The sequence below is a fragment of the Streptodolium elevatio genome (assembly GCF_040649515.1).
Classification (GTDB): Bacteria; Actinomycetota; Actinomycetes; order Streptomycetales; family Streptomycetaceae; genus Yinghuangia; species Yinghuangia elevatio.
In genome coordinates, this window is the sequence record NZ_JBEZFP010000010.1 from 1 (window position 1) to 25,187 (window position 25,187).

15 protein-coding genes are annotated in these 25,187 nt (G+C 71.8%); 1 reads left to right on the top strand and 14 read right to left on the bottom strand.

What is annotated here, in order from left to right; genetic code table 11:
* Positions 1-232 precede the first annotated feature (232 nt).
* From cimA to AB0C36_RS05865, 13 genes are all read right to left on the bottom strand, one after another.
* Positions 233-1,828 carry a citramalate synthase gene (gene cimA / locus AB0C36_RS05805; protein WP_358349773.1) on the bottom strand — a complete coding sequence of 532 codons (1,596 nt, stop codon included), beginning with the start codon at positions 1,826-1,828 and terminating at the stop codon, positions 233-235.
* Positions 1,829-2,228: 400 nt separating this feature from the next.
* Positions 2,229-3,329, bottom strand: a complete 1,101-nt coding sequence (locus AB0C36_RS05810) for a branched-chain amino acid aminotransferase (RefSeq protein ID WP_358349776.1) — start codon at positions 3,327-3,329, stop codon at positions 2,229-2,231.
* 258 nt (positions 3,330-3,587) lie between these two features.
* The gene (locus AB0C36_RS05815) at positions 3,588-4,640 is read right to left on the bottom strand and encodes a 3-isopropylmalate dehydrogenase (RefSeq protein WP_358349779.1); all 1,053 of its coding nucleotides are present in this window, start codon (positions 4,638-4,640) and stop codon (positions 3,588-3,590) included.
* A gap of 737 nt (positions 4,641-5,377) precedes the next feature.
* Positions 5,378-6,967 carry a phosphoglycerate dehydrogenase gene (gene serA, locus AB0C36_RS05820; RefSeq protein WP_358349782.1) on the bottom strand — a complete coding sequence of 530 codons (1,590 nt, stop codon included), beginning with the start codon at positions 6,965-6,967 and terminating at the stop codon, positions 5,378-5,380.
* A gap of 143 nt (positions 6,968-7,110) precedes the next feature.
* Positions 7,111-7,503, bottom strand: a complete 393-nt coding sequence (locus tag AB0C36_RS05825) for an FHA domain-containing protein (RefSeq protein ID WP_358349785.1) — start codon at positions 7,501-7,503, stop codon at positions 7,111-7,113.
* Between the two features lie 39 nt (positions 7,504-7,542).
* Complete coding sequence (locus AB0C36_RS05830; RefSeq protein ID WP_358349788.1) at positions 7,543-8,418, bottom strand: hypothetical protein; 876 nt, start codon at positions 8,416-8,418, stop codon at positions 7,543-7,545.
* A gap of 22 nt (positions 8,419-8,440) precedes the next feature.
* Positions 8,441-10,072 (bottom strand): protein phosphatase 2C domain-containing protein, encoded by a 1,632-nt coding sequence (locus AB0C36_RS05835; protein ID WP_358349791.1) that lies wholly within the window; start codon positions 10,070-10,072, stop codon positions 8,441-8,443.
* A gap of 1,021 nt (positions 10,073-11,093) precedes the next feature.
* Complete coding sequence (gene ilvC / locus AB0C36_RS05840; RefSeq protein ID WP_358349794.1) at positions 11,094-12,092, bottom strand: ketol-acid reductoisomerase; 999 nt, start codon at positions 12,090-12,092, stop codon at positions 11,094-11,096.
* Positions 12,093-12,211: 119 nt separating this feature from the next.
* A complete protein-coding gene (ilvN, locus tag AB0C36_RS05845) occupies positions 12,212-12,736 on the bottom strand; it encodes an acetolactate synthase small subunit (RefSeq protein ID WP_358349797.1) in 525 nt (174 codons plus the stop codon).
* A 26-nt stretch (positions 12,737-12,762) separates the two neighbouring features.
* On the bottom strand, positions 12,763-14,508 hold the full coding sequence (locus tag AB0C36_RS05850) for an acetolactate synthase large subunit (protein WP_435838988.1): 1,746 nt from the start codon (positions 14,506-14,508) through the stop codon (positions 12,763-12,765).
* 295 nt (positions 14,509-14,803) lie between these two features.
* Positions 14,804-17,575, bottom strand: a complete 2,772-nt coding sequence (locus AB0C36_RS05855; RefSeq protein ID WP_358349803.1) for a putative bifunctional diguanylate cyclase/phosphodiesterase — start codon at positions 17,573-17,575, stop codon at positions 14,804-14,806.
* Positions 17,576-17,990: 415 nt separating this feature from the next.
* The gene (locus tag AB0C36_RS05860) at positions 17,991-19,556 is read right to left on the bottom strand and encodes a DUF2079 domain-containing protein (RefSeq protein WP_358349806.1); all 1,566 of its coding nucleotides are present in this window, start codon (positions 19,554-19,556) and stop codon (positions 17,991-17,993) included.
* Positions 19,557-19,796: 240 nt separating this feature from the next.
* Positions 19,797-20,771 (bottom strand): 2-hydroxyacid dehydrogenase, encoded by a 975-nt coding sequence (locus AB0C36_RS05865; RefSeq protein WP_435838989.1) that lies wholly within the window; start codon positions 20,769-20,771, stop codon positions 19,797-19,799.
* 88 nt (positions 20,772-20,859) lie between these two features.
* Here AB0C36_RS05865 and AB0C36_RS05870 point away from each other — a divergent pair, with 88 nt between their 5' ends.
* Positions 20,860-22,053, top strand: coding sequence for a PQQ-dependent sugar dehydrogenase (locus tag AB0C36_RS05870; RefSeq protein ID WP_358349809.1), 1,194 nt, complete (start codon positions 20,860-20,862; stop codon positions 22,051-22,053).
* A 109-nt stretch (positions 22,054-22,162) separates the two neighbouring features.
* On the opposite strand, the gene AB0C36_RS05875 is transcribed toward AB0C36_RS05870, so the two are convergent.
* Positions 22,163-25,177 (bottom strand): helix-turn-helix transcriptional regulator, encoded by a 3,015-nt coding sequence (locus AB0C36_RS05875; protein ID WP_358349811.1) that lies wholly within the window; start codon positions 25,175-25,177, stop codon positions 22,163-22,165.
* Positions 25,178-25,187 lie beyond the last annotated feature (10 nt).

The following is a 25,187-nucleotide window of genomic DNA, read 5'->3' on the forward strand; positions in this document are numbered from 1 at the left end:
CTAGCACGCCGCCCTCTCAAGGCGGTAGCGCGGGTTCGAATCCCGTCGGGGCTACCACGTACGAAATCCCCCACCACGGTGGGGGATTTTCTGTTTCCCGGCGCCTTCCCGCCCCCGCACGTGTCGCGGGGGCGCCGACCAGCTCCTGTCCGGACGCCGCGTTCGATCCGAAAACGGCCCGGGGCCGCCCCGCTCGCGGCGGGACGGCCCCGTAGGGCGTTCTGCGGGGCCGTCAGGCGTCCCGGGTGGGCGTGAGACCGGCCTTGAGGAGCCCGTACGTGTACGCGTCCTCCAAGGCCTGCCACGAGGCTCCGATGACGTTCTCCGCGACGCCGACGGTGCTCCACTCCTTCTTCCCGTCGCTCGTCTCCACGAGCACCCGCGTGATGGCGTCGGTCCCGTGCCGGCCTTCCAGCAGGCGGACCTTGTAGTCGACCAGCTCGAAGGACGCCAGCTCCGGGAAGATGCGCTCGAGCGCGAGGCGCAGCGCGCGGTCGAGCGCGTTGACGGGTCCGTTGCCCTCGCCCGTGGCCACGATGCGCTCGCCCTTGGCGTGCAGCTTCACGGTCGCCTCGTTCAACTGCGTGCCGTCGCCGCGCTGCTCGCTGATGGCACGGAACGACTCCAGCGTGAAGAAGCGCTCGCGGGCGCCCACCACCTCGTCGCGCAGCAGGAGTTCGAACGACGCGTCCGCGGCTTCGTACGTATAGCCGTTGGCCTCACGGGACTTCACCTGGTCCACGACGCGGCCGACCAGGTCGCGGTCGCCGGACAGGTCGTATCCCAGCTCCTTGCCCTTGAGTTCGATCGACGCCCGGCCGGCCATGTCCGACACGAGCATGCGCATGCTGTTGCCGACCAGTTCGGGGTCGATGTGCTGGTACAGGTCCGGGTCGACCTTGATGGCCGACGCGTGCAGTCCGGCCTTGTGCGCGAACGCCGAGACACCGACGTACGGAAGGTGCGTGGACGGCGCGAGGTTGACCACCTCGGCGATGGCGTGCGAGATGCGGGTCATCTCGCGCAGCCGGCCCTCGGGCAGGACCTGCATGCCCTTCTTGAGCTCCAGTGCGGCGACCACGGGGAACAGGTTGGCGTTGCCGACGCGTTCGCCGTACCCGTTCGCTGTGCACTGCACGTGCGTCGCCCCGCCCTCGACCGCGGCGATGGAGTTGGCGACCGCACACCCGGTGTCGTCCTGGGCGTGGATGCCGAGCCGCGCGCCGGTGGCGGCCTTGACGCGTGCCACGGTCCACTGGACCTGGCTGGGCAGCATGCCGCCGTTGGTGTCGCAGAGCACGACCACCTCGGCGCCGGCGTCGTGCGCGGTGCGTACGACACTCGTCGCGTACTCCGCGTTGGCCCGGTAGCCGTCGAAGAAGTGCTCGCAGTCGACGAACACGCGCCGCCCCTGCTCGCGCAGGTGCGTCACGGTGTCGCGGACCATCGCCAGGTTCTCGTCCAGCGTCGTGCGCAGCGCCAGGTCGACGTGCTTGTCGTGCGACTTCGCGACCAGGCAGACCACCGGGGCCTCGGCGTCGAGCAGCGCCTGGACCTGCGGGTCCTCGGCCGCGGTGGTCCCGGCCTTGCGGGTCGCGCCGAACGCGACGAGCTTCGCGTGCCGGAGGTCGAGCTCGGTGCGTGCCCGGCGGAAGAACTCGGTGTCGCGCGGGACCGCGCCCGGCCAGCCGCCCTCGATGAAGCCGACGCCGAACTCGTCCAGGTACCGGGCGATGGCGAGCTTGTCCCCGACCGTGAGGTTGATGCCCTCACGCTGGGAGCCGTCGCGCAGCGTGGTGTCGAAGACGTGGAAACTGTCGTCGGTCATGTCCGTGGGTCTCCTGACGCGTTCTCTGGCGGGACTGTTCAGGTCCGGATGTGCGGTGCTCGATGGCGGGCCCGCGCGCGCTGCCTGGCCGAGGGGTGTCCGGCCAAAACAAAAGACCCCTCGCGGTCGCGAGAGGTCTGCGTGCGGGCGGTGGGCTGAATGACGCTTGCCCCTTGTGGGGGATCAGCCCGGTGCCGGCACGCTGCGGCTAATAATGAGCCACTGCTGCATGGTCGGAAGTCTGCCACACGATCCGGCGGTCGGTACGCGAGTCTCGCCATTTGGGCTAATCGACCACCGGACGGGGGCGGGCCCCCGTCCGGTGAACGGCGTTCGCGTGTTGCGGGCGCGGCGTGCGCCGCGGCCCCGCGTCCGGCTCGGCGACGGCAGTCGCGCCCGCTCAGACGATCTTGTGCAGCCAGCCGTGCGTGTCGGCGGCGCCGCCGGTCTGGATGTCGAGGAGGGCCTTGCGCAGTTCGAGCGTGACGGGGCCCGCGCCGCCGTCCCCGACCTGCCACGAGGCGTCCGTGGACTTCACCGAGCCGACCGGCGTGATGACCGCGGCGGTGCCGCACGCGAAGACCTCGCTGATCGAGCCGTCCGCGTTGCCGGCCTGCCAGTCCTCGACGGAGATCTTGCGCTCCTCGGTGGCGTAGCCGCGGTCCGCGGCGAGGCGCAGCAGCGAGTCGCGCGTGATGCCCGGGAGCAGGGAGCCGGTGAGCGAAGGGGTGAGAATGCGGGCGTCCTTGCCGCTGCCCTGCACGAAGTACAGGTTCATGCCGCCCATCTCCTCGATCCAGCGGCGCTCGTTCGCGTCGAGCCACACCACCTGGTCGCAGCCCTGCTCGGCGGCCTGGGCCTGGGCGACCAGCGAGGCGGCGTAGTTGCCGGCGCACTTGGCGGCGCCGGTGCCGCCGGGGGCGGCCCGCACGTACTCCTTGGACAGCCAGACCGAGACGGGCTTGACGCCGCCCGCGAAGTACGCGCCGGCGGGCGACGCGATGACCATGAAAAGGAACTCGTTCGAGGGACGCACGCCGAGGCCGACCTCGGTCGCGAACATGAACGGCCGGAGGTAGAGGCTCTGCTCCTCCTCCCCCGGCACCCACGCGTGGTCCTGCTTGACGAGCGCGTCGACAGCCGCGACGAACAGGTCCTCGGGAAGCTCCGGCATCGCCAGGCGACGCGCCGAGGCCTGGAAGCGCCGGGCGTTCTCGTACGGGCGGAAGGTGACCACCGAACCGTCCGCGTGCCGGTACGCCTTGAGGCCCTCGAAGATGGACTGCGCGTAGTGCAGCGTCATGTTCGCCGGGTCGATCTCCAGCGACGCGTACGGCGTCAACTGCGCGTCGTACCAGCCCCGACCCGCGCTCCACCGGATCGTCACCATGTGCTCGGTGAACACGCGGCCGAAGCCGGGGTTCGTCATACGAGCGGCGCGCTCGGCATCCGACAGCGGATGCGCGGTCGGCTTGAGATCGATCGTCACGGAGGTCGTCATGGGTTCCAGTGTCCTTCACCGAGGGATTGACGGGGCATCGTGGTGCCGCCTATCGGTTCCAGACGTTAACGCAGTCCACCGGGACACCGACAGGCACGGCCTGGCCGCCTCCGGCGCCGCCCCCGGAACAGGCGGGGCGGTGCCGGGCGGCAGCGGGAAGCCGGAGTGCCGCAGCTGAACCGCCGGTCGGCTTCGGGTGGTCTTGCGCCGACGGCGCCCGGTCGGGCGCCGTCGGCGAAAAAACGCGGGGCCGGCGATTCAGCCGGCTACTCGCTTGGCGATCGCGTCGCCGATCTCGCTCGTGGAGCGGGTGCCCAGCGACGCGCGCTCGGCGAGGTCGGCGTCGACCGCCGCCTCGACGCGGCGGGCGGCGTCGGTGTGGCCCAGGTGCTCGAGGAGCATCGCGACGGACAGCACGGTGGCGGTCGGGTCGGCCTTGCCCTGGCCCGCGATGTCCGGGGCGGAGCCGTGCACCGGCTCGAACATCGAGGGGAATTCACCCGCAGGGTTGATGTTTCCGCTCGCGGCGAGGCCGATACCGCCCGCGATGGCCGCCGCGAGGTCGGTGATGATGTCGCCGAACAGGTTGTCGGTGACGATCACGTCGAAGCGCTCGGGCTGGGTCACCATGAAGATGGTGGCCGCGTCCACGTGCAGGTAGTCGGTGGTGACCTCGGGGAACTCGGCCGCGACCTGGTTGAACACGCGGGTCCACAGGTGGCCGGCGTGCACCAGCACGTTGTTCTTGTGCACGAGGGTGAGCTTCTTGCGCGGGCGGGCCTGCGCGCGGGCGAAGGCGTCGCGCACGACGCGCTCGATGCCGAACGCGGTGTTGACGCTGACCTCGGTGGCGATCTCGTGCTCGGTGCCGGTGCGGAGCGTGCCGCCGTTGCCGACGTACGGCCCCTCGGTGCCCTCGCGGACCACGACGAAGTCGATCTGCGCGTCGGCGCCCAGCGGCGACGTGACGCCCGGGCCCAGCTTGGCGGGGCGCAGGTTGACGTGGTGGTCGAAGGCGAAGCGCAGCTTCAGCAGCAGGCCGCGCTCCAGGACGCCGGACGGCACCGACGGGTCGCCGATCGCGCCGAGCAGGATCGCGTCCTGGCCGCGGAGCTCGTCGAGGACGCTGTCCGGCAGCGTCTCGCCGGTGCGGTGGTACAGCCGGGCCCCGAGGTCGTACTCGGTGGTCTCCAGGGCGACGTCGGCGGGCAGTGCCGCGGCGAGGACCTTGAGTCCCTCCGCGACGACCTCCTGGCCGATGCCGTCGCCGGGAACCACTGCGAGACGGATGCTGTTGGCGTTGCGAGACATGTGCCGGACCTTACTCCTCGTCCCAGCTGTCGACATTCACGTTCCGGATGCTGGGACGGTGTACGCCACGGCGGGGGCAGGCCCGCCGGGACCGGAACTAGCGGCGGTCGCCGCCGACATCGCCGCCGTTGTCACGGCGGTCGAGGGCGCGCTGCAGCGCTTGGGCGGCGTTCTTGCGAGTGGTCTCGTCCATGGTGCACTCCACGAGGTCGAGCGGGGGGCGCTCAGCGGAAATCCGCGGAAGCGGGGTTGGCGGTGACGTGTTCCGCGGCGCTGATGGGCGCATCTCGGCGGACTCGCTCGCGAGGGAGTCGGCGGCGGAGAACCACGTCGGGCTGCGGGACAAACGCGGCGGACCTCGTGGGCGCTCGCGTCCCGCAATTCCTGTCGAACCGGGAGTTAGTGGGTCGATAGGAAGGTGGTTCCTTCACGGTAAGCGACACGGTGGGCCGCTGTCCGCAATTTACTCGGAGTTCCTACTATCTGAGATGCGGGGGTACTCCATCGGAGTCGCGCGAACACGCGAACGGCCCCGGAAGCGGTTGCTTCCGGGGCCGTTCGGGTGTTCGTCGGCCGACGGTCCCGTCGGTCGGGCCGAGTCCGCCGATCAGCCGGCCGGGCCGGCCGGGCTGCTCGGGCTGCTCGGGCTGGTCAGACGCGCCGGACGGGTCAGGCGGGTCAGGCGGGTCAGGCGGGTCTGGCAGCTCGGGTGGATCAGGTGGCGTGGGTGGCCTGGTTCAGTCGGCCAGGTTCACCGGGCGGACGAAGTCCGCGCCGATCTCGGCGCCGATCTCGGTGAGCACGGCCGCCGGGATGGTCGAGTCGACGGTCAGCGCGACCAGCGCGACGCCGCCCTTGGCGGCCCGGCTGACCTGCATGCCGGCGATGTTGACGCCGGCGTCGCCCAGCAGCCGGCCGATGACGCCGACGACGCCCGGGCGGTCGGCGTACCGCAGGAAGACCATGTGCCGGGTCAGCTGGAGGTCCACGTCGAAACCGCCGACCTCGACGACCTTCTCGATCCGCTTGGGACCGGCGAGGGTGCCGGACACCGACACGTCGGTGCCGTCCGTCAGGGTGCCGCGCACGCTCACCACGTTGCGGTGGTCGGGGCTCTCCGAGCTGGTGGTCAGGCGTACCTCGACACCGCGCTCCTGGGCGAGCAGCGGCGCGTTGACGTACGACACCGACTCCTCGACGACGTCGGAGAACACGCCCTTGAGGGCGGCCAGTTCGAGCACCTTGACGTCGTACTGGGTGATCTCGCCGCGCACCTCGACGTCGAGGCGCTGCGCGACGCCGCCGGCCAGCGCGGTGAAGATGCGGCCGAGCTTCTCGGCGAGCGGCAGGCCCGGGCGTACGTCGGGGGCGATCTCGCCGCCCTGCACGTTGACCGCGTCCGGCACCAGTTCGCCGGCCAGCGCGAGGCGGACCGACTTGGCGACCGCGATACCGGCCTTCTCCTGCGCCTCGTCGGTGCTCGCCCCCAGGTGCGGGGTCGCCACGACGTTGTCGAACTCGAACAGCGGGCTGTCCGTGCACGGCTCCTTGCTGAAGACGTCCAGGCCCGCGCCCGCGACCCGGCCCTCCTTCAGCGCCGACGCGAGCGCCTGCTCGTCGACGATGCCGCCGCGCGCGGCGTTGACGATGCGCACGGTGGGCTTGACCTTGTGGAGCGCCTCGTCGCCGATCAGACCCAGCGTCTCGGGGGTCTTGGGCAGGTGCACCGTGATGAAGTCGGACTGCTCCAGGACCTCGTCCAGGGTCAGCATCCGCACACCCATCTGGGCGGCGCGCGCGGGCTGCACGTAGGGGTCGTACGCGACGATGTTCATGCCGAACGCCGACATGCGCTGCGCGACCAGCACGCCGATGCGGCCCAGGCCGACGACGCCGAGCGTCTTCTCGGCGAGTTCGACGCCGGTGTACTTGCTGCGCTTCCACTCGCCGTTCTTGAGCGCGGCGTTGGCCGGCGGAATGTTGCGGGCGACCGAGATCAGCAGGCCGCACGCGAGTTCGGCGGCGGTCACGATGTTGGACGTCGGCGCGTTGACGACCATCACACCGGCCTTGGTGGCCGCCGCGACGTCGACGTTGTCGAGGCCGACACCGGCGCGCGCGACGACCTTGAGGCGCTTGGCGGCGGCGATGGCCTCGGCGTCGACCTTGGTCGCGCTGCGGATCAGGATGGCGTCGACGTCGGCGATCGCGGGCAGCAGCTCGGCGCGGTTGGCGCCGTCGCAGTGCCGGATCTCGAAGTCGGGACCGAGCGCGTCGACCGTGGCCGGCGACAGTTCTTCAGCGATGAGGACGACGGGCTTGCTCACTGCGATCCTTTGCTTTCTTCGTCGGCAGCGATGACAGCGCACCCCGGACGCATCGGGCGCGTGGGGGCGGGTGGGTCTGACGCGGGCACGAGTCTAATGCCGCTTTGTGAATGCCTTCACAGTCGTCCGATGGCTGGACGGCGTCAGTCCGCGGCCAGAAACCATCCGATCGTCACCCGCCGTTGCCCGCCGCGGTCGGCTATGACCACCTCGCCCGAACCGGGCCTGGTGAGCGGCAGGCTTCCCCCGTACGGGAGTACGCGGCGCACCCCGTCGTCGACGTGCACCTCCGCGACCGGTGCGTCCTGCGACCCGCGGATCCAGGTGACGAACCACGCGTTCGTGTCGTCGCAGTGGAACTCCAGGTGCACGCGCGACACGAACAGCCAGTCGGCGGGCGTGACAAGGTGGCAGCGGGACGCGTCGCGGCCGACCGCGAGCGTCGCGCCGGGCCTTGTCGGCGCGTTCGCCATGAGCATGGCGACGGTCGCCGCGTCGTCGGCGCCCGACGTCGAGGCCATATTCAGATCGAGCACCGGTTCTTCCCCTCCCGAAAACCTCTGGTCGTCCCCCGGTCAGGTCCCGGTGGTGCGCCGCGGGGGCTGGCCGCCGCAGGGGCATGGCCCGCGTCCCGCTATGCCGTGGGTGACGGCGGTCTGCGCGATGAGGTCCCATCCGCCGTGCACGTGTCGCACGGTGTCCAGGTAGTTCGGCCCGAGCAGTTCGTTGAGCTCGGGACACAGACCCGAACTGTAGAACTCACGGCGCAGTTTCGTCTTGCACCGTTCGACAGTTGCCGCCGACAGGTGCAGAAGCTCACACAGTTCGCGCGTCGACTTGGCGCGCTTGACCTGGCGACCGTGGATCCAGTCGCACGACATCGCGGTCAGAACCTCGATCTCGGTGTCGGACAACCGGTTCTGCAGGACGAACGGCGCGACGTCCTGCGTCTCGGGCACGCCCACGTCCGGCTCGGTCGGTTCGTCGCCGGCCAGCTGCGGCAGCGACAGCCGCCACTCGACGATCACGCGGCGTCTGCGCGCCAGGTCGCTGATCACGATGCGGCCGGCCCGCTGACCGCCGAGCGGCAGCGTCGCACCGTACGGCACCGGCTCGGAGACCCCTTCGCGGTCGATCTGCACCAGCGCGACCGGGCGGGTGTGCGAGCCCTGGAGCCACTCCACGGTCCAGCGCTTCTCGTCGGTGAACACGAACTCGAGGTGCACACGCGAGACGAAGCGCCAGTCCTTGGGCGTGGCCAGCGCGCAGCGCGACGGGTCGCGGCCCACGCCGAGCCGCTGGCCCGGCTCGCTGGGCATCTTGACCGTACGCGACCTGGGCAGTTCCTGGTCGCGCAGGTCGGCGTCGTCCGACGTCGCCGCTTGGAGGACTAGTTCGAGCATCGCCATCCGTCCGGTCTCGGCCCCTTGTGGGGGCTCCTCGTGCACCATGGTCGCGGTCCGACCGTACGACCTACCCGCTTGCGGGGGAATCCTCGGGTCCCTGGCCGGGGCCCTCGGCGCCGCTCTCGGCGGGCCGGGCCCGCGGTGGCGCGGCGGCCGTGGACGCCGTGGGCAGGGCCTCGCACTCGATGACCACGGCCGTCGCGTCGTCGTCCCCGCTCTGCACGGCGGTGACCGTCAGCGTGGTCGCGGCGTGGAAGGGGTCGCCGTGGATCAGGTCGGCGACGGTCTCGTCCGGCAGGTGGCCGACGCCGTCCGTCGCGAGCACCACGCGGTCGCCCGGGTGGAGTTCGATGCGCTGGAGTTCGGGGTCGGGCTGCTGCGAGCCGCCGAGCGGGGTCGACGTCAGCAGCCACGGGCGGCCCAGGTCGGCCGCGTTGCCCTGCTCGGTGAGGCGGAACGCCGCTCCGCCGCGCACCAGCCAGCACACGCTGTCGCCGCATCCGGCGAGGTGCAGTCGGCCGTCCTGGATGACGGCGGCGACCACGGTGGTGCGCATGCCCTCGTACGTCTGCCCGTGCCCGTGCCGCCGCACCGCCAGGTCGGCGACGGCGATCGAGGCGCGGAGCCGGTCGCTCCATCCGGCGGACAGGTCGGCGGCCGCGAGGTCGGCGACGAGGGTGCGGCACGCGACGTCGGCGGCGTACCACCCCGAGGGGTGGCCGCCGAGTCCGTCGGCGACGACGAAGACGCTGCCCGTGGCGGCATAGCGGTCGTCGTTGTCGCGGGCCGTCAACTCCGGTCCCAGGCCCAGGCGTTCGCGGCGCATGGCGCGCCGGCGGCCGGGGTGCGACGCGGCGGACCAGGCGGACGCCTGGACCTCCACGTCACCGGCGGTCGGCCGGGCGTCCTGGTCGCGGCGGCGCGCGACGCTGTCGGTCCGGGACGTCGCCTCGTCCGCCTCGGCCGGCGGGATCGGCCCCGGCGGCGGGGGTACGGGCGGCGGCGGCACCGCGGGGGTGTCGGTGGGGAGCGCGCGGATCGAGGGCACCGTCGCGTCGTGGCCCGCGGCGCCGTAGGGGTCGGCCTGCGAGCCGCCCACCGCACTCGCCCGGGCCCCAGGCCGGGGCGTCGGGTCGTACGCGGGCGCCGACGCCTGCGCGGACGGCCGGGCGCCTTCCGCCGGGCCGGCCTGGCCGGCCGACGAGCTCCGGCGCGGCGCCGGTTGCCGGGGGGCGGGGCGTGCCGGCTCGACCACGGAGCGCCCGCGCGGGCCGGCCGCCGGTGTCGGGCCCGGCGTCGATGCGGGTGCCGGAGCAGCCGCCGGACCGGGCGCCGGGGCGGCCGGATCGACGTGCGGCGACGGCGCGTCGCCGCCCGGTGGCCGACGCGGCGGCGCGCTGTGCGCCGGCGGCGGGGGTACGGGGCGGGAAGGGGTGGGAGGCAGGTCCGCCATGTCGTCGAAGTCCAGGTAGAGGTCGGCAAACATGTCGTCGCCCGCACCGGGGCCCGGATCGGCGGCGGCCGCCGCCCTGGGCGCCGACGGCGCGGGGTCGGCGTCGCCGGCACGGCGGTCGCCGAACGGTGCGGCGCGCGCCGCGTGTTCGTCCGGCGTTCTGTGTGCGGGCCGGGACACGTCCGCACTGTCGCCGCGGCCGTTGCCGCGGTCGGAATCGGCCTGCGGCGCACCCGGGCGGTCCATGTCGCCTCCCCCTCCGGCCGTCGTGCGGGCCGTACGCTCGCCGTCGCGGGTGGAGGCGCGCAACTCGTCCTGTCGCAGTGTGCGTTCGAACGCTGCGGAAGCGCCCGCGTCGCGTCTCCCGCCCGGCGCCGCCGCGCCATGGCCCAACGCCCCGCCCCCGGGCGGCATTCCACCGCGGGCCGACACGGCCCCCTCCCGGCGGATGGAGTCCCCACTACCCCTCATCTGCCTCACGCTCCACGAGGTCGGTCCGGACGGTTCTCCGGTGCGCCGGTAGAAACGGTGCCACCAGCATTGCGCCTGCGGGCGCCCCGTGACACGGGTCCACCCCTGCGAGTTTGATTGTTCCCTACTCGGGGGCCGACCGGTGAGGCGATCAAGCACACCTGTGGACAACCCGTGGCAGAAGGTTTCGCTTCCCCGCCGCCGCGTCAACCAGGAATGTCGCGAATGTCCTTCATCGCCTGCCCCGGCGCCGCGTCCCGCGACACCTCACCGGCGGCCTCCCCGGCACCGGGAGGGACGGACGGAGGCGGCGGACGGGAAGCGCCGGAGCCGCCCGAGCCGGACACGAACCGAACCGGCGTACTGCCCGCGGTGACCGCGATCGCCGTAGGCGGCATGGTGGAATCCACGGTGAGTTCGTATCCGTCGCGCGGATGTGTGCAGACGATCATTGCCGTCCCGGTTTCCTCATGAGCCGCGAAATACCGCATGCCCCACGAACGTTCCACCGGCCCTTCGCTCGTCGGCGCCCCTCCGCCCGAACATGGGGAGCGTTTCGTTGCGATTTGGCGGGACGTTCGACTGCGTCGACGGAAGGATCTGATAGCCGGCGCGCAGGTTCGCCTCGACCGCGGCGGTCTCGCGAGTGATCTCCTCGCGCGCAAACTGCTCGCCGTTGCAGGCGGAAACTTGGCCGGGAGGCCACCCGCGGGCAACCGACGGGGGGTAGGGCAGGCATGCGAAAGCGCCCCGAACCGTTGGGGGTTCGGGGCGCCACGCGCAATTGCGGTGCGGGTCAGGCGTTCTCGTTGACCCAGCTCATCATCTTGCGGAGCTCCTTGCCGGTCGTCTCGAGCTTGTGCTCGGCGTCGGCCTTGACGTACTGCTTGTACTTCGGCAGCCCGGCCTTGTACTCCGCCATCCAGGCGTTCGCGAACGAGCCGTCCTGGATCTCGGTGAGCACGCGCTTCATCTCCGCCTTGGTGTCGGCGGTGATGATGCGGGGGCCGGTGACGTAGTCGCCCCACTCGGCGGTCTCGGAGATCGACCAGCGCATCTTCTCCAGGCCGCCCTCGTACATGAGGTCGACGATGAGCTTCAGCTCGTGAAGGCACTCGAAGTACGCGATCTCGGGCTGGTAGCCCGCCTCGACCAGCGTCTCGAAGCCGGCCTTGACCAGCGCGGCGGTGCCGCCGCACAGCACGGCCTGCTCGCCGAAGAGGTCGGTCTCGGTCTCCTCGGTGAAGGTCGTCTTGATGACGCCGGCGCGCGTGCCGCCGATGCCCTTCGAGTACGACAGCGCCAGCTCGAACGCCTTGCCCGACGCGTCCTGCTCGACCGCGACGATGCAGGGGACGCCGCGGCCCTCTTCGTACTGGCGGCGGACCAGGTGGCCCGGGCCCTTCGGGGCGACCAGCGCGACGTCGACGTTCGCCGGCGGCTTGATGAAGCCGAAGCGGATGTTGAAGCCGTGCCCGAAGAACAGCGCGTCGCCGTCCTTGAGGTGCGGCTCGATCGCCTGGGTGTACACGTCGGCCTGCACCGGGTCCGGCGTGAGGATCATGATGACGTCGGCCTCGGCCGCGGCCTCGGACGGGGTGACGACCCGCAGGCCGGCCTCCTCCGCCTTGGCACGGCTCTTGGAGCCCTCCAGCAGACCGACGCGCACGTCGACACCGGAGTCGCGCAGCGACAGCGCGTGGGCGTGGCCCTGGCTGCCGTAGCCGATCACCGCGACCTTGCGGTTCTGGATGATGGACAGGTCGGCGTCGTCGTCGTAGAACAGCTCGGCCACTTCGGGGTTCTCCTTAAGACACGAAATGCGGGCCTCAACCCGTGTGCACATCCTTGCAAACGATGCGGCGGGTCGGTGCCAGTGGTTTGCAGTGTGAGACTGACGTGCTCACACAGTGATCAGGCGCTGCGCTCGACGGGCCGCAGCGAACGGTCCGTGATCGACCTGGCGCCCCGGCCGATCGCGACGACGCCGGACTGCACCAGCTCCTTGATGCCGAACGGTTCCAGCATGCGCAGCATCGCGTCGAGCTTGTCGGCACCGCCGGTCGCCTCGATCGTGACGGCGTCCGGCGAGACGTCGACCGTCTTCGCGCGGAACAGCTGCACGATCTCGACGATCTGCGAGCGGGTCTCGTGGTCCGCGCGGACCTTGACCAGCAGCAGTTCGCGCTGCACCGACTGCGACGAGTCGAGCTCGACGATCTTGAGCACGTTGACCAGCTTGTTGAGCTGCTTGGTCACCTGCTCGAGCGGCAGGTCCTCGACCGCCACCACGATCGTGATGCGCGAGATGTCGGGGTGCTCGGTGGTCCCGACGGCGAGCGAGTCGATGTTGAACCCGCGCCGCGAGAACAGCGCCGTGATGCGCGCCAGGACGCCCGGCTTGTTCTCGACGAGGACCGAGAGGGTGTGCTTGGACATGGTCTGATGGCCTTCCTGAGTCCTCGTCACTCTTCGCCGTCGCCGAAGTCCGGGCGCTGGTCCCGGGCGGCGAGGATTTCGTCGTTGGACGTGCCGGCCGCGACCATCGGCCAGACCATGGCGTCCTGGTGCACGACGAAGTCCACGACGACCGGACGGTCGTTGATCTCCATCGCCTGCTTGATGGTGGCGTCCAGGTCCTCCGGATTGTCGCAGCGCAGCCCGACGCAGCCCATCGCGTCGGCGAGCTTCACGAAGTCCGGGATGAACCTGCTGTGCAGGTCGGTGTTGGAGTAGCGCTGGTTGTAGAACAGCGTCTGCCACTGCCGGACCATGCCCAGGCTGCCGTTGTTGATGATGGCGACCTTGACCGGGATGTTGTTCAGCGCGCAGGTGACCAGCTCCTGGTTGGTCATCTGGAAACAGCCGTCGCCGTCGATGGCCCACACCGTGGCCTCCGGCATCCCGGTCTTGGCGCCCATCGCGGCCGGCACCGCGTAGCCCATGGTGCCCGCGCCGCCCGAGTTGAGCCAGGTGTACGGCTTCTCGTGCTTGACGAAGTGCGCCGCCCACATCTGGTGCTGCCCGACGCCCGCCGCGAAGATCGTGTCCGGCCCGCTGATCGCGCTGAGTCGCTCGATGACCAGCTGCGGCGACAGCGTGCCGTCGTCCGGCAGGTCGTAGCCGAGCGGGTAGCGGTCCCGCCAGTCGTTCAGCAGCGTCCACCAGGCCGCGTAGTCGCCGCGGCGGCCGGCCTCGTGCTCGGCCTGGACGGCGACCACCAGGTCGGCGATCACCTCGCGGGCGTCGCCGACGATCGGCACGTCCGCGGTGCGGTTCTTGGAGATCTCGGCCGGGTCGATGTCCGCGTGCACGATGGTCGCGTTGGGCGCGAACGTGTCGAGCCTGCCGGTGACCCGGTCGTCGAACCGGGCGCCGAGCGACACGATCAGGTCGGCGCGCTGGAGCGCGGTGACCGCGGCGACGGTGCCGTGCATGCCGGGCATGCCCAGGTGCTGGTCGTGGCTGTCCGGGAACGCGCCGCGCGCCATCAGGGTGGTGACGACGGGAGCGCCGGTCAGCTCGGCCAGCACCCGCAGTTCGGCGGACGCGTGCGCCTTGAGGACGCCGCCGCCGACGTACAGGACCGGCTGCTTGGCGTTGGACAGCAGGCGCGCGGCCTCGCGGATCTGCTTGGCGTGCGGGCGCGTGACCGGGCGGTAGCCGGGCAGTTCGGGGGTGCCGGACCAGACGAACTCGGTCTGCGCCTGCAGCGCGTCCTTCGAGATGTCGACCAGGACCGGGCCGGGGCGGCCGGTCGAGGCGATGTGGAACGCCGCGGCGATCGTCGGGGCGATCTCGGCCGGGTCGGTCACCAGGAAGTTGTGCTTGGTGATCGGCATCGTGATGCCGCAGATGTCCGCCTCCTGAAAGGCGTCCGTGCCGATCGCGCCGCTGGGCACCTGGCCGGTGATGGCGACCATCGGGACCGAGTCCATGTGCGCGTCGGCGATGGGCGTCACGAGGTTGGTCGCCCCAGGCCCCGAGGTGGCCATGCAGACTCCGACGCGGCCGGTCGCCTGGGCGTAGCCGGTGGCGGCGTGGCCGGCGCCCTGCTCGTGGCGGACGAGGATGTGCCGGACCTTGGTCGAGTCGAGGAGCGGGTCGTACGCGGGAAGGATCGCACCTCCGGGGATGCCGAAGACGGTGTCTACACCGGCGGCTTCCAGGGAGCGGATCAGCGCCTGTGCTCCTGTCACCTGCTCAGTCATGGGATTTCGTCTCTTCTCGATCGCGGTCGGCATCTCGTGTGGTCTGGCCGCGGCTCACGGGGCGCGCCCCGTGGTCACCGCAACAAAAAACCCCTCGAGCCGTGAGGCATGCGAGGGGAGGCGCGTGGGCTGTCGGGTGCTCAGCTCACGCGCGCCATTACTACGAGGATGCGGGTCTGCATGCCCTGACCTTTCCTCCGAGCAAGGGTACGTGTCAAGCAGCGGCCAATCGGGTCTCACCATACGGACAATATGTCCAGGTGAAGCCTGCTCGGCGTCGTACGCGTCACACCGCTCAGACCTGCGGGCGCTGCACCGGCACCACCGGAGGACGCTCCAGCCCCTCGGCGAGTTCCGCCCCCAGCCCGTGGTCGTCGAGCGCGTCGACCAGGTCCTCGGCCGGCCCGTCGGCCAGGCCCGACCCGAGGTCCTCGCGTCCCAGAACACGTAGGACACCCTCCTCCTCCAACGGCCCGGAGTACAGGAAGCCCTGGCCGCGCTGGCAGCCCATCTCGCGCAGGATCGCCGCCTGGTCCGGCGTCTCCACGCCCGAGGCCACCAGGGTGAGCCCGAGGTCCAGCCCCAGCCGCACGATCGTCGAGGTCATCGCGGTCAGATGCGGGCACGAGCCGACCTCCGCCACGAACGAGCGGTCGATCTTGAGCGTGTCGATCGGCATGCGCCGCAGGTACGCCAGCGACGACTGCCCGGTGCCGAAGTCGTCCACCGACACCTTGAGGCCGAGCCGCTTGAGCGCCACGATCCGGTCGATCAGCTCGTCGGCGCTCTCCCCCCGCACGTTCTCGGTGATCTCCAGCGTCAGGGCCTGCGGCGGCAGCGCCGAACGGCGCAGCACCGTGTCGACGACCTCCACGAACCCCGCTCCGGTCACCTGGCGGGCCGGGAGGCTGAGGCTCGCGCCGACGTCGTGGCCCGCGGCCCGCCAGCGCACGGTCTGGTCGACGACCTCTTCGAGCAGCCAGCGGCCCAGCGGCGGCATGGGGGCGTCGCCGCCGCCCGACAGGCGGATGAACTCGGCCGCGCCGACCAGCGCGCTGCGGTCGTCGCGGCGGCGCAGCATGGCCTCGACGTCCCGCACGCGGCCCGTCGCGAGGTCGACGACCGGCTGGTAGAGGACGGTGAGGCGCTTCTCGTGCAGTGCGCGGCGCTGGCGGGCGGCCCGCTCGACGCGGCGTACGGCGTCGATGTGCATCTGCGGGGCGTACACCTCGACGCGGCCCTTGCCACCGGACTTCGCGCGGTACATGGCCAGGTCGGCGTTGCGCATCAGGTCGGCCGGGTCGATGTCGGGGGTCGAGAACGCGATGCCGATCGACGCCGCGACACGGACCTCCTGGTCGTTGATACGGTACGGCGCCGACAGCGTGCTCAGCAGCCGCTCGGCGATCTCCCGGATGGCGCGCGGCGACGCGTCCCCGACCAGCAGTGCGGCGAACTCGTCGCCGCCGAACCGTGCGACGGTGTCGCCGACGCGCACCGCGTGTTCCAGCCGGCGCGCGGCCTGCACCAGGAGTTCGTCGCCGACCGCGTGGCCGCCCGCGTCGTTGACCGCCTTGAAGCCGTCGAGGTCGAGGAACAGCACGGCGATCGTCGGCGTCACGCCGCGGCGCTGCGCGAGGGCGTGTTGGATGCGGTCCTCGAAGAGCGCGCGGTTGGGCAGGTCGGTCAACCGGTCGTGGAACGCGTCATGTTCGAGTTGCGTCTGGAGTTTGACCCGGTCGGTGACGTCGCGGCTGTTGAGGATGATGCCGTCGCCGTAGCGGTTGACCGCGGACTCGGTGTGCAGCCAGGTGCCGGCCGCGGAGCGGATGCGGCACTCGATGCGCGTCATGGTCGGCCGGCCCGCCTCCTCCAGAAAGCGCCGCAGGTCGCACTGCACGCGCGTGCCGTCCTCGGGGTGGATGAGCAGTTCGAGGCGGGTGCCGACCAGTTCCTCGGGTTCGAAGCCGTAGACCCGGCGGACGGCGTGGCTGACGTACTGCAGCACGCCGTCCTTGGCCGCGATCATGATGACGTCGCTCGACCCCTGGACCAGGGAGCGGAAGTGGCTTTCCTGGACCGCGAGTTCCTGGGCCATGAAGACGTTGTCGACCAGCGTGATGCCCTGGCGCAGCACCAGGACGACCAGCACCGAGCCGCCCGCCACCAGCACCACCGGGTCGGGCTGCCGGCCCGCGACCGCGTCGCCCAGCACCCCCGCGGTGCACACGGCCGCCGCGATGTAGGGCGTGAGGGCGGACAGCATGGAGAAGGTGCGGTGGCCGCCCGAGGGTGTGGCGGCGGGCGGTGTCGCGTCGCCCATCCACGGGGCCACCGCGAGCAGGACGCTGCCCGCGAACCAGCCCGCGTCCAGCAGTTCACCCGAGCGGTAGCCGCCGTGCAGCCCGGGGGTGGTCCACAGGGCGTCGCTCATCACCGTGACCGCCAGCGCGACCAGGGCGACGTTGAGGGCCGCGCGGTCCGCGCTGCCGGCCCGGACCCGCAGGCCCAGGACCATGCTGACGAGCAGGATGTCCATGACCGGGTACGCGAGGGTCAGCGCGATCTTCAGGGCGTCGGTGCGGTCCCCGTCGGCGGTCCGCGCGAGGGCCATGCTCCAGCCGAGGGTGAACAGCGAGCCGGCGATGAGCCAGCCGTCCAGCACCATGCAGGCCCACGCGGCAAGTCCCTTGGGACGCTGGGCCACCAGTAGGAGGCCGGTGATCGCGGGCGGCGCGAAGAACAGGAAGAACCAGTCGGCCGGGCCGGGGGTCGGCACGTCGGTGCCGAGCACGACTTCGTACCAGCCCCAGATGCCGTTGCCGACCGCCACCATGCACGCGGAGATGCCGAGGAGCGCCCAGGACAGCCCTGCCCTGCCGCGCAGTTGGGCGGCCCGGACGAGGCAGGAGACGGCGGCGCCGCCCGCGGCGGCGGCCAGCCCGAAGTCGCCCATGGTGAGCGACACCGTGGGGCTGCCCCACCCCAGGAGCGCGCCGATGGCGTAGGCGACGCACAGCGGGACGGCGACGGACAGGGCACGCCGCCTGGCACGGGTTCCGGACAAGATCAGCGGTCACGCCCGCTCGGAGCGCCCGTCGCGGGTCGCTCTCCGATGAATGCGGCGGGCATCGACGCGGTAGTCCCCCGGCATTGACGACTCCCCTCCTCGCCGAGTCCGGAAGCGGCCGGCCTCGGACAGGTCCTGCAGACGTCGCGGACCTGTCGGACCCGTTCAGCCCCCTCGGCGTTCCACGATTCGGACGATACACCACTTCCGTCACTGTGTGCTCGCTCCCAAGAACACAGAGTAACGAACTTTCACCGCGCGCACGCCCTGTTCCAGGGAAGTTGTGACGAAGTGTGCGGGAAATGCCCACGGTTGGCCGCGCAGGGGTGGCGCACAAACGGAACCTTTCCTGGTGACAAGGGTGGCGCGGAAGAAACCGGACGCGAGACCGGTCCGCGTTTTTTGGCCCGGCTCAGTCCCGGCGCAGGATCACGACGCCCTTGCCGGACTCGACGCGCTCGAAGCCCTGCTGCTCCAGGTACGTGATCCAGCTGCGCGCCCACTGCTCCTTGCCGTCCCAGGCGTCGACCGCCGCCCAGCCGGGCCCGGGCAGCACGGTCGGGAAGTTCGTGACGCGCGCCCGCGAGGTCAGCCGCGTGGCGAGGCGTTCGGTGCTGCTCACCTGCACGCCGCCGGGGATCCGCGCGACCAGTTCCTCGGCGCGTTCCACCCGCTCGTCGACCAGCCACGCCTTCTTGTGCAGCAGTTCCATCAACGGGAAGTCGCGGGACAGCGACACCGACACGGCCAGTGGCACGATGACCGCCTTGGCCGCGTACCTGCGCAACCAGTCGCGGCGCGAGCGGCGGAGCTTGACCACGGCGTCCACGAAGGCCGCGAACACGATCGGCATCAGCACGGCGCTGTAGTGGAAGAAGACGCCCCAGTAGAACTCGTTGCTCGAAGTGAACCGCCACAGCAGCGTCGGCAGCACCATGAGCAGGATCGGCGAGCGCAGCGCCAGGAACCCGGTCGGCAGCAGCAGCGTGAACAGCGTCATCCACTTCACGCTGGGGAAAAGCATGTCGTACGGCAGGTCGAAGACCAGCCGGCTGACCGGCACGTCCTCGGCGGACGATCCCGGAGCCGCGTTGCCCGCGCGCGCCTCGCCGCCGTCCAGGTTGCCCCAGAACGGGTATTCGCCGGTCGGGTTGAGCGACGGCAGGATCACGAAGACCACGACCACGAAGGCGACGACGCCGGTCACCGCCGAGACCGCGGCCCAGCGCCACTGCCGCAGCACCGCGAGGTATATGCCCGCCGCCACGAGCGTGAGCGACAGGTCCTCCTTGACCAGGACCAGCGGCAGCAGCCACAGGACGCCCGCACGGTACTCCGCGCGCAGGAAGCGCTCCAGCGCGAACGCCAGCATCGGCACCGCGAAGCAGACCTCGTGGAACTCGAACGCGACCGCGCTCTGCAACCCCCACCCGAGGCCGTACGCGACCCCGAACGCGGCCCCGCCCAGGTTCCCGAACGCCCGCATGCCGATCCGCGTCATCGGGACTATCGACAGCGCGATCAGCAGAGCCTGCGCGACGAGCAGCGTCCCCGGCCCGGGGAACACCCGGTAGAACGGCCCGAGCAGGGCGAGTATCGGGTGGAAGTGTTCGCCGAGCACGTTGAAGCCCGGCTCGCGGATGTCGGAGACCGGGGCGCGGAAGTGCGCGTAGTTGCGTACGACCTGCTCGAACAGGCCCAGGTCGTACGCGTGGGTCTCCATGCGCCGGTGCTTGAGCAGGGAATATGCGGCGTACGCGACGAAGAATGCGAGGGCGACGAGGTACGGCACCGCGCCCGGCCCCAGCCGGAAGCGGTCCAGGCGCGCGCGGCGCGTCGGGGCCTTGGCCTCCCTTAGTCGCGCGTCGCGCGTCTCGGAGGCAACGGCCCCCGGCACGTCGAGGGCCTGCGGGGTTTCGGACACGGCGGATCCGCCTGCGACCGCGCCGCTGTCGACCCGGCTCGCCGGAACGTTCATGATTCTCCGCCTCGTACGCCGACCGCCATGAGACGGCCGCGGCCCCCGCTTCCGGAGGGCAACGGCCCCAGACCCTACCAATCAGATACGGGTCATAGTGATCACATGGTTGTCAGCCGAACGTGCTTTCGGCGCAGCGTCACCCGTCCGTGGCAGGACCGCCCCCGCCGAGCGGGCGGGCAGGCGCCGGATCAGGTGCCAAGCCCGTGCCCCGCCTACCCCGCTGCCCCGCCTGCCCGCCTACCCCGCGACGACGTTGGCCGGCTCGCGGCCCTCCGCCCACGCGGTGACCTGGGTGCGGATCAGCCGCTGCGCGCGCGGCAGGAACGCGGACGAGCTGCCGCCGACATGGGGGCTGACGAGCACCCCCGGCGCGAACCGCAGCGGGTGGTCGGCGGGCAGCGGCTCGGGGTCGGTGACGTCGAGCGCGGCGGTGATCCGCCCGGCGGTCACCTCGGTGAGCAGCGCCTTGGTGTCGACGACCGGGCCGCGTGCGACGTTCACCAGCAGCGCCCCGTCCCGCATGCGCGCGAGGAAAGCCGCGTCGACGAGCCCGCGGGTCGCCTCGGTGAGCGGGGTGGTCACGATGACGACGTCGACGGTCGGCAGCAGGGCGGGCAGTTCGGAGATCGCGCGCACGGCCGCACCGTCGGCGGTGGTGCGGGCACGGCGCGCGACCCGTACGACGTCGACCTCGAACCCGGCGAGGCGGCGGTCCACCGCCTCGCCGATCGCGCCGTAGCCGAGGATCAGCACGGTCTTGTCGGCGAGCGCGGGGTAGAAGCCGGCCCGCCACTCCCCCGCGTCCTGGCCTCGTACGAACGACGGGATGCCGCGCAGCGACGCCAGCGTGAGCGCCACCGCGAGTTCGGCGGTGCTGGCCTCGTGGATGCCGCGGCCGTTCGCCAGCCGCGCGCCGGGCGGCAGGTAGGGCAGGACGTGCTCGTACCCGGCGGTCAGCGTCTGCACGAACCGTACGTCCGGCATCTCGGCGAGCACCCGCAGCGGCGTCTGGTCGAACGTGTACGGCAGCACGTAGAACACCACCCCGTCGTGCTTGCTCGGGGGCGGCGCCACTCCGTCGTAGACCTCGATGTCCAGCCCGGCCGGCAGCCCGCCGACCTCGGCCGGGTCGTAGGGCATCCGGATGCGCCCGGGCACGGCGGAGGGGGCGGGGGCGGCGTGCGAACCGTCAGGGGTTGTCGAAGCGGCCATGTGGGGAACTCTACGGTCGCGGCACGCGTCGTCGAGTCGGGTGGTCCGGCCGGGAGAACGCACGATCGCACAGTGAGGCGGTAAGACGGTGGTCCCAGGCAAGCGCACGCGAAGAGGGTCCGCGGCGAGGCTGGCCGCGGCGGCCGCGGCCGTGGTGCTCGCGGCGTCGGCGTGCTCCGACGACGGTGGCGACGACGATCCGGGCAAGGCCGCGGCACAGACCCCGGTTTCGTCCGGGGCGGTGCCGCCCGGGGCGCCCGGGACTTCCGGGGTGCCCGGGGCACCCGGGCCGACCGCGTCGGGCGTACCGAAGGCCGCGGTGACCGGGGACGTGGTCACCGGGCTCGACTCGCCGTGGGGGGTTGCCCCGCTGCCCGACGGCGACGTGCTCGTGGCGTCGCGCGACGACGGGACCGTGTCCCGGTTCCGCCCCGGCACGCCGGGCCTGACCGAGGTCGGCAAGGTCCCCGGATCACAGCACAGCGGCGAAGGCGGCCTGCTCGGCCTCGCGCTGTCCCCCGATTTCGCCCGCGACGGCTGGGTGTACGTCTACACGACGACCGGTGACGACAACCGCATCCTGCGGATGAAGTACGCCCGCGAGACAGGCCTGACCTCGCCCGAGGTCCTGTTCACCGGGATCCCGTCGGGCGGCCGGCACAACGGCGGCCGGATCGCGTTCGGCCCGGACGGCATGTTGTACGCGGGCACGGGCGAGGCCGGCGACGAGCCGCTGTCGCAGGACCGCGACTCGCTCGGCGGCAAGATCCTGCGGCTGACCCCCGAGGGCAAGCCCGCGCCGGGCAACCCCTTCCCCGGTTCGCCGGTGTACAGCCTCGGGCACCGCAACGTGCAGGGCCTCGCGTGGGACTCGGCCGGCCGGCTGTGGGCCGCGGAGTTCGGCCAGAACGAGTGGGACGAGGTCAACCTGATCACGCCCGGCTCGAACTACGGCTGGCCGGTGGTCGAGGGCATCGCCAAGGACCCGAAGTACGTGGACCCGCTGGTGCAGTGGTCGACGGGCGAAGCGTCGCCCAGCGGCATCGCGATCGTCGACGACGTCGTGTACGTCGCGGCCCTGCGCGGTGAGCGCTTGTGGCAGGTGCCGATCCAGGGCGACCGGCTCGGCGAGCCCACGGCCCTGTTCGAGGGCAAGTACGGGCGGCTCCGCACGGTTCTCCCGGCGCCCGGCGGCGGGCTGTGGGTGGCGACGAACAACACCGACGGCCGGGGCGACGCGCGCGCCGGCGACGACCGCATCCTTCAGGTCTCACTGACTTGAGCTGAACTGACCTGAGCTGTTCTGAGCTGTTCTGGGCCTGGCTGAACCGGGCTGGGCCCGGGCTGGACCCGGCCGGGGTGCCGGACTGCTGCCCCGGCGCGGCGAACCCTCAGGCGGAGTCCACCAGTTGCAGGCGGTGCGCCAGGGCCGCCGCCTCGCCGCGGCTGGAGACCTCCAGCTTGCCCAGGATGTTGGACACGTGCACGCTCGCGGTCTTGACGCTGATGAACAGCTCCTCGGCGATCTGCCGGTTGCTGCGGCCGTCCACGACGAGCCGCAGCACGTCGCGTTCGCGCGGGGTGAGCATCGCGCCTTCCGGAAGCTCGGCGGGCGGCGCCTCGGGACGTACCCCCGACACCCCCGACACCGCCGACCCGTCGAGCGGCAGCCGGGCCCGGCGGGCGAGCAGTTCGGTCTCCTCGGTCAACGGACGCGCGCCCAGCGCGACGGCACTCGCGTGCGCCTGGGCCAGCACGAGCGTGGCCCGCACCCGGTCCCCGGCGGCGATGAGCGCCGCGGCGAGCCGGCAGCGGACCCGGGCGAGGACGTACGGCTGCGACGCCTGCTCCCAGGCCGCGACCGCCTCCTCCCACAGCTCGACGGTCGCCTGGCCCTCCGCCCGGGCCAGTTCGGCGCGCAGGTTGACCGCGTGTGCCTCGTCCAGCGGGCAGTCCCGGGCCAGTGACATAGCCACTGCGCGGATGCGCTTGAGCACTTCCTGCCGGGCCTTCAACTCGGCGCCGCCGCGCGGATATCCGGCGAGTTCGGTCGCGTCGCCCTCGGCACGTGCCGACTCGACCAGCAGCGGCCACGTGTAGCGCTGGTGCCCGGCCGGGAAGTCGTTGCTCAGGTCCGGGGCGATCAGCTCGCGTACGTCGGCGAGGCGGCCGAGGCGGCGGGCGACCGCGACCTCCAGCGTGCGCAGCGGGATGCGGAACTGCGGCTCGACGTACGTCGCGTCGGCGATCTGGCGGGCCTCGTCCAGCAGGCGCGTGGCCGTCGCGATGTCGCCGCGGGCGAGCGCGATCTCGACCAGCAGGCGGTTGGCGTGGCCCGCGGTCTCGGGCTTGGTCTCGTGCTCGAACACCTCGTCGAGCAGGCGTTCGGCCTCGTCCCACTCACCGAGCGAGACCAGGCTCTCGCCGAGGTTGCCGATGGTGAACGCGCCGATGCCGCGCACCAGTCCGCGTTCTCGGGCGATCGCCAGCGCCTCCGCGCCGGCCTCGGCGGCCTCGCGGTGCCTGCCCAGCCCTTCGAGCACCGACGACAGGTTGCTGAGCACGAGGCACATGATGTCGGGCTCGGACGCGCGCTTGGCGAGCGAGCGGGCCTCCTCGAACTCGGCCAGCCCCTCGTGCGGGCGGCCCAGGTTGACCAGCAGGCAGCCGAGCGTCTTGAGGATGGTCGCCTCGTCGGCGGGGCTGCCGATGCTCCGGGCGATGGCCAGGGCCTCGCGCGCGGTCGCCACGGACTCCTCGGTGGGGCCGTCCAGCATCTGGTCGCGGGCGATCTGGCCGAGGACGCGGGCGTGTTCGATGGACGGCGGCAGGCCGACGAGGAGGTGCTCGGCCTTCTGCAGCTCGGCCAGGCCGCTGGAGCGGTTGCTGCCGCGCAGGAGTCCGGCGCGGATGGTCCACAGCGCGGCCGCGCGACGCGGATCCGCCTCGGCGTCGACGAGGTCGAGGGCCTGGCGGCTGAACGCGAGGGCCTTGTCGAACGCGTTGTCGAAGCGGGCCGGGGAGATCGCCGTGAACAACAGGTCCAGCAGCGTGATGCCGGTCAGGTCCTCGGGGTCGGAGACCTGTTCCCACAGTTCCAGGGCGCGTTCGAGGAGGCGGAACTGCTCGCCGAACGCGTACCGCGAGCGCGCGGTGTCGGCGGCGGCCAGGACGGCCGGGAGGGCCTCGGTGGCGCGGCCCGCGTGGTACCAGTACATGGCCAGGCGGCTGGAGTGCTCGTCGCAGGGCACCAGTTCGGGGACGCGCTCCAGGGCCTCCGCGTAGCGCACGTACATCCGCATGCGCTCGCCGGGCAGCAGGTCGTCGCGGACCGCCTCGCGGACGAGGGCGTGCCGGAACTGGTACCCGTCGCCGTCCTTGGTGGGGACGAGGACGTGCATCGACACCGCGCCGCGCAGTGCCTCGTCCAGTTCCGCGCCGCCGAGCCCGGCCACCTCGCTCAGCAGGGCGTGGCCGACGTTGCTGCCGCCGACCGCCGCCGTGCGGACCACCCGCTGGGTGCTGTCGGGCAGTTCCTCGACGCGAATCAGGAGCAGGTCGCGCAGGGTGTCGGAGAGGCCGGTCAGGCGCCCGCCGCGTACCCCGCGCGCCAGTTCCTCGACGAAGAAGGCGTTGCCCTCGGACTTCTGGTAGATCTGCCGGATCAGTCGGCGGGAGGGCTCCTCGCCGAGGATTCCGCGCAGTTGCTCGCCGACCTGGGCGCGGGTCAGGCGGCCGAGATCGAGGCGGCGTACCGACCGGATGCGGTCGAGTTCGGCGAGGAACGGGCGCAGCGGATGGCGGCGGTCGATCGCGTCGGCGCGGTACGTGCCGACGACCAGGATCCGGCCCCGGCGCATCGAGCGGACCAGGAAGGACAGCAGCTCGCGCGTCGAGGCGTCGGCCCAGTGCATGTCCTCGAAGGCGACGACCAGCGTGCGGTCCTCGCCCAGCCGTTCGAGCACGCGCAGCATCAGCTCGAAGAGCCGGGCGCGGTCGTAGTCGCCGGACGTGATGCCGGACGGTATCGGCGCGAGGTGCGGCATGATCCACGACAGGTCCTGCTCGCGGCCCGCGACGGCATCGGCGAGCTGCGGCCCGAGCGCGTCGGTGAGGGCGCGCATCGCCGCGGAGACCGGTGCGAAGGGCAGGCCCTCGGCCCCCAGCTCGAGACAACCGCCGATCGCGGTGACGGCGCCCTTCGCCTCGGCCTGGTCGACGAACTCCTGGAGCAGGCGCGTCTTGCCCACGCCGGCCTCGCCGCCGATCAGGACGACGCCGGGCGTGCCCGCGTCGGCGTCGCGCAGGGCGTCCGCGAGCTGGGACAGCTCGGGGAGGCGACCGACGAAGACAGGGCTCACCGCAACTGTGGACACGTGGTCGAGCATGCCATGGGGAACGGACACAGAGCGCCCC

Bases quoted from the DNA above. Each gene is read 5' to 3' on its own strand.
- AB0C36_RS05835 (WP_358349791.1), bottom strand. From the start codon at position 10,072: ATGGACCGCCCGGGTGCGCCGCAGGCCGATTCCGACCGCGGCAACGGC.
- AB0C36_RS05865 (WP_435838989.1), bottom strand. From the start codon at position 20,771: ATGGCCGCTTCGACAACCCCTGACGGTTCGCACGCCGCCCCCGCCCCC.
- AB0C36_RS05860 (WP_358349806.1), bottom strand. From the start codon at position 19,556: ATGAACGTTCCGGCGAGCCGGGTCGACAGCGGCGCGGTCGCAGGCGGA.
- AB0C36_RS05810 (WP_358349776.1), bottom strand. From the start codon at position 3,329: ATGACGACCTCCGTGACGATCGATCTCAAGCCGACCGCGCATCCGCTG.
- AB0C36_RS05830 (WP_358349788.1), bottom strand. From the start codon at position 8,418: ATGGTGCACGAGGAGCCCCCACAAGGGGCCGAGACCGGACGGATGGCG.
- ilvN (WP_358349797.1), bottom strand. From the start codon at position 12,736: ATGTCCAAGCACACCCTCTCGGTCCTCGTCGAGAACAAGCCGGGCGTC.
- cimA (WP_358349773.1), bottom strand. From the start codon at position 1,828: ATGACCGACGACAGTTTCCACGTCTTCGACACCACGCTGCGCGACGGC.
- AB0C36_RS05850 (WP_435838988.1), bottom strand. From the start codon at position 14,508: ATGACTGAGCAGGTGACAGGAGCACAGGCGCTGATCCGCTCCCTGGAA.
- AB0C36_RS05815 (WP_358349779.1), bottom strand. From the start codon at position 4,640: ATGTCTCGCAACGCCAACAGCATCCGTCTCGCAGTGGTTCCCGGCGAC.